The organism is Desulfobacterales bacterium (assembly GCA_028704555.1).
Lineage (GTDB): Bacteria > Desulfobacterota > Desulfobacteria > Desulfobacterales > JAQWFD01 > JAQWFD01.
The window spans coordinates 1-4,089 of record JAQWFD010000081.1 but is presented as its reverse complement, the minus strand read 5'-3'; the positions used below and the strand labels follow the sequence as shown (position 1 = coordinate 4,089).

Genomic DNA, 4,089 nt, shown 5'->3' with positions numbered 1-4,089 from the left:
AGGTTGGTGGCCTCCACTACCAGGCGCTCGCCTTCGCTGTGCACATGCACGCACTCCAGAATCGGTAGCGTCGTCCTCGCCTGGATTGCAGGCATCACATCCGCCACCAGTCCCTCAAAAACTTTCGCTTCAATCTTCATTTTTCATTTCCTCCGTTAGGTTCTGGCAATCTAGCACAGGTTGCCGCAATTCGTCAATTGCACGGAACGCGTTCCATGCTTTCGACTTCAAAACGTAGCATTTACACGAACCCTTGGCACGTATTCGACCTTGAGCATTGCATGAGCCCACTCACAAACCGGGACGACCGTCCCACGTGTCAATCGGCTCTGGATCGAGTTTGGGATGCCGGTCTCCATCGGCCCGATTGTGACCACGGTCTTGCGCCGATAGCTGTACCGGTCGTCCAGGATCGCGCCGATCCACTCCGAGCGCGATGCTGTCAGGTTGACGCCTAGCAGGTCATGAATAATCACAATTCCGTTTGCGTGCTTGATTAGCTTAGCAGTTGGCGAGGCTCCAGAATATGTCATCCCCTGGTTTTCTTCGTTGCGGATTCGGGACACCAACTCATCCATCCGCCAAAATTGAGCGCCTACGCCGTCAAGTTGCGCCCGCCGAAAGATAGCCCATGCCGCAACGAGCCCATCGCCAAGGATACACAGCAGTGTATTGTCACTTTCGTACCAATTCTTAATTTTGTTTTCGGTCAACAACGGGCACTTGGCCAGGCTGGCCGATCGAAACTCAGGCGGTATATCCTGATACGAGATCGGGACAGCGGCAACCGGCTTTTCGATTTTGCGATAGCAGCGTTCGAATTTGCCAAGGTTGACCTTTTTGATTCCGTACTCCGCCAACTCGAAATCGTTTTTTTCGTCCAATGCACACGACCCGCACAAATACAGTCCGCCAGCCTGCGGTATAAAAGCCCAATCATCTTTTGAGCCAAAATACATCGCGCGCCCAAAGACCTGGTGATTCGCCTCGATCAACACGCCTAACTGTTCACATCTGATACATCGCACATCGTCACTCATCTATCACCCCATTCCCTGATGGAATATTCTAGCTAGCTCCGGATTGACATTGGCCACGGGCTTCCCATTCGCGCGCCTCAGCACCTGTCCAGGCGGTGGCGTCGGATTGGTGCCGCTGAAGACCACGCCGGTCCAACAGTGATCGGCTGACTGCTGCAAAAGATAGACGGCCTCCTCTGGCGAGTATGGCGCAAGATGCTTAATCGCTCGTGTGATCGCGCCAGCCGTCATGAACTTTTTCAGGTCACGCCGTTTTTCCGCCCACTCGCAAAACGCGTCGGTAAAATCCTGCCTGTCAAATTTCCCCGGTCGCTCGATTTTGCCGGAAAGGAAATCCGCAACCGCCATATCGTGTTTCCGACTAGCCGAAACAGATTTTGTTTTAGGTGTGTGTGTAGCGGCAACGTCAGTTGACGCATCTCCCTCGCGCGCGCCCACGCGCGTAGACACACTTTCTTTATTTTTAGACTTACAAGTATCAGAAGATTCTTTAAGAGAATATTCTTCTCTTTCTTTACTTCTTATATTCTTGTCTGTGGTTAGTTGCTGGTTAGTTGCTGGTTGATCGCTGGTTAGTCGCTGGTTAGTCGCTGGTTGATTGTGTGTTTCAACGCACTGGTAAATCTCGTAATTCAGGACGGTTACAACCGAAAAAGCGTTGGTTGATTTTACGGTAATGAGAGGACCTCCCTCTTGAGAGGGTTCGGACAACCTCCGAAGTGCCGTTCGGATCTGCTGTTCAGAGAGACCCGTTTCGTCGGATGCAATCTTGCGCCCAAATACGAATTGACCAGGCTCCAATTTCAACGAATGACCGTTTCTAAAAATGGTCCTTTCCTTGTAATTCGCCTTCAAAATGCAGTATGTAAAAAGGTGCCAAATGGGGGGATTGCTGAAGAATTTATTGAATACGGATTTTCTCCAGATCTTAATCCATCCGCCGTCATTTTCCATGCTACAACCAACGCCTTTCTGATTTGTGACCTTTTCTATATAAAGTAATTACCGGCAACGGGAAAGGTGACCGCTGTCCCTTGGTAGCTAGCCAAGGTTAGCCGGTAGCCGGGAGAGTATGAACGCTATAATATATCACAAATCAGAACGGCACGCTTTCTTCGCCATAGTCGTTTTTATCTTCGTAATCTGGCTCTTGTCGCGTTTGTGTCCGGTTTGCACCATTGGCTGGATTGTATCCACCTTGCTGCGGTGGCGATGATTGCGATGGTTTCCATTCGGCCTTTTCGATCTCGCTTTTGATAATCCAGACAGGCACGCTCAAACGTGAAACATAGCAGACGATTTTACTCTTTTTTGTGCCGTCTTTGCCTTCCCAGTTTTCCTGCTTAATGCGGCCTTCAATCTCGATTCTTGATCCTTTTGATAGGATCCTCATATCCTCAGCTCGCCGCTCAAATGCAGTGCAGTCCAGAAAGGTTGTTTCCTCCGTTCCGTCCTTCTTTTTGTAGTTGTTGGCCAACGTGAATTTCGCCACACAAAGACCGCCTGGCGTGTATGTGATTTCAGGATCGCGTGTCAAATTTCCATCAAATTGCAGTGTATTCATTTGCCGTCTTTCTCTGTTGGGTTACGCCTTGATATTGATCATTGGTAGGACATAATGGACAAGTTCTACAAGATCGCTCTGCAATCGCATCACCTCTAAAATATCCTTGTATGCCATGGGCGATTCATCAAGTGTTTCAGCCTCCACTTTTGCTACCACGCCGATCATTTGAAATTTGAAATTATCCATGCTCAATTCTCGTTTTGCCTGCTTGCGACCCATGACACGACCGGCACCATGACTGCTAGAATACAACGATTCCGGGTTACCTTTACCGCAAACAATGAAAGAGCCGTCGCGCATGTTACCAGGGATAACGCCCATCATGCCATTTTCGGCTTGCGTAGCGCCCTTCCGATGGATCCATAATCCGTCACGAAGTTCTGCATGGTTATGATTGGCGTTTATCCTACTTCGAATGTCAATTTCGCCATCGATAATAGAGCTCATGGCGGCGCCTACACGACTTGCAATAAGGAGTCGATTTTCAAGCGCAAACTCAAGCGCCCACGACATATCATTGATATATTTTTTTCCGTTTTCGCTATCTACGCCAAACCCGAAATGCCCTTCTCGAACTTTTCCATCTCCAGATGCCATGCGCATATATTCGGTTGCTATTCCATGGCCTATGCCCCTCGATCCGGAGTGAATGGTAACCCACACCGCGTTATCTTCATCGTATCCGATTTCGATGAAATGGTTGCCTCCGCCCAAGGTTCCTAGATGCGAAAACCCGCCGCGCTTTTCAAAAGCAGATCGTCCAATATCGGACAATCCGCCAACGTTAAGGTTTGATGGTACTGGATGTTCGTTGACAGTAAATCCGACCGGCACATATTCGTAAATCAATTCGAAAATATCTTTCGAATATTCCATGACATCGTCATGATCAAACGTTGTTGGGACTGCACACATCCCGCAACCAATATCGTAGCCGATCCATGATGGTACAATCACGCCATCGGTAGCCACGACAGCCCCAATTGGTAACGAGTAGCCAGTGTGAGCGTCTGGCATGAGCGCCCCCTTGACCGCGAAATCCTGACCCATCGCGCTTTCAAATTGATCAAGCGCCTCCTGTTCGACATGCTCAGCATAAATTTTAATTGGTTTTCCCATCGCTCGCCGCCTCCGTAATCATCTCGACCGTTTCCATTGTGCAAACATCAGAAGGCACGCACCGAAGCACGCGCCACCCTAATACCGTTGCTGTATTGTATTTCTCCATGTCGCCCTTAAATCCTGACCCACGCGTATGCCTGCCGCCGGTCCACACGCCGCCCTCAACCTCTAGTGCGACCAATAAATCAGGCCACGCGTAATCAAAGCGCCATCGCCGGACAGGGTGAAACCGATATTCCTGCACAGGCTCAGGCAGTCCGTGATCACGGCACAGTTGCGCGAATATCGCAGGATTATTCCCGATTCCGTTACTCCTGCGCCGGGTTGTTTTTGGTTTTCTCATGGTTTTTGCCAAATAGC

At 49.7% G+C, this 4,089-nt stretch carries 5 protein-coding genes; all 5 read right to left on the bottom strand.

The annotated features are described in order from the left end of the window. Nucleotides 1–227: 227 nt before the first annotated feature. On the bottom strand, nucleotides 228–1,040 hold the full coding sequence (locus tag PHQ97_15935) for a hypothetical protein (GenBank protein MDD4394223.1): 813 nt from the start codon (nucleotides 1,038–1,040) through the stop codon (nucleotides 228–230). Nucleotides 1,041–1,043: 3 nt separating this feature from the next. Further along, on the bottom strand, nucleotides 1,044–1,994 hold the full coding sequence (locus tag PHQ97_15930) for a hypothetical protein (protein MDD4394222.1): 951 nt from the start codon (nucleotides 1,992–1,994) through the stop codon (nucleotides 1,044–1,046). A 142-nt stretch (nucleotides 1,995–2,136) separates the two neighbouring features. After that, the gene (gene ssb / locus PHQ97_15925; protein MDD4394221.1) at nucleotides 2,137–2,604 is read right to left on the bottom strand and encodes a single-stranded DNA-binding protein; all 468 of its coding nucleotides are present in this window, start codon (nucleotides 2,602–2,604) and stop codon (nucleotides 2,137–2,139) included. A gap of 21 nt (nucleotides 2,605–2,625) precedes the next feature. Beyond that, nucleotides 2,626–3,726: an RtcB family protein gene (locus tag PHQ97_15920; GenBank protein MDD4394220.1), complete on the bottom strand. Its 1,101-nt coding sequence runs from the start codon at nucleotides 3,724–3,726 to the stop codon at nucleotides 2,626–2,628. Continuing rightward, nucleotides 3,710–4,089: hypothetical protein (locus PHQ97_15915; GenBank protein ID MDD4394219.1), on the bottom strand; the 380-nt coding region annotated here is incomplete at its 5' end. The genes PHQ97_15920 and PHQ97_15915, both read right to left, overlap by 17 nt.

What these genes read in the sequence shown, in the direction of transcription:
- PHQ97_15930 (MDD4394222.1), bottom strand. Translation starts at nt 1,994, where the DNA reads ATGGAAAATGACGGCGGATGGATTAAGATCTGGAGAAAATCCGTATTC.
- PHQ97_15935 (MDD4394223.1), bottom strand. Translation starts at nt 1,040, where the DNA reads ATGAGTGACGATGTGCGATGTATCAGATGTGAACAGTTAGGCGTGTTG.
- ssb (MDD4394221.1), bottom strand. Translation starts at nt 2,604, where the DNA reads ATGAATACACTGCAATTTGATGGAAATTTGACACGCGATCCTGAAATC.
- PHQ97_15920 (MDD4394220.1), bottom strand. Translation starts at nt 3,726, where the DNA reads ATGGGAAAACCAATTAAAATTTATGCTGAGCATGTCGAACAGGAGGCG.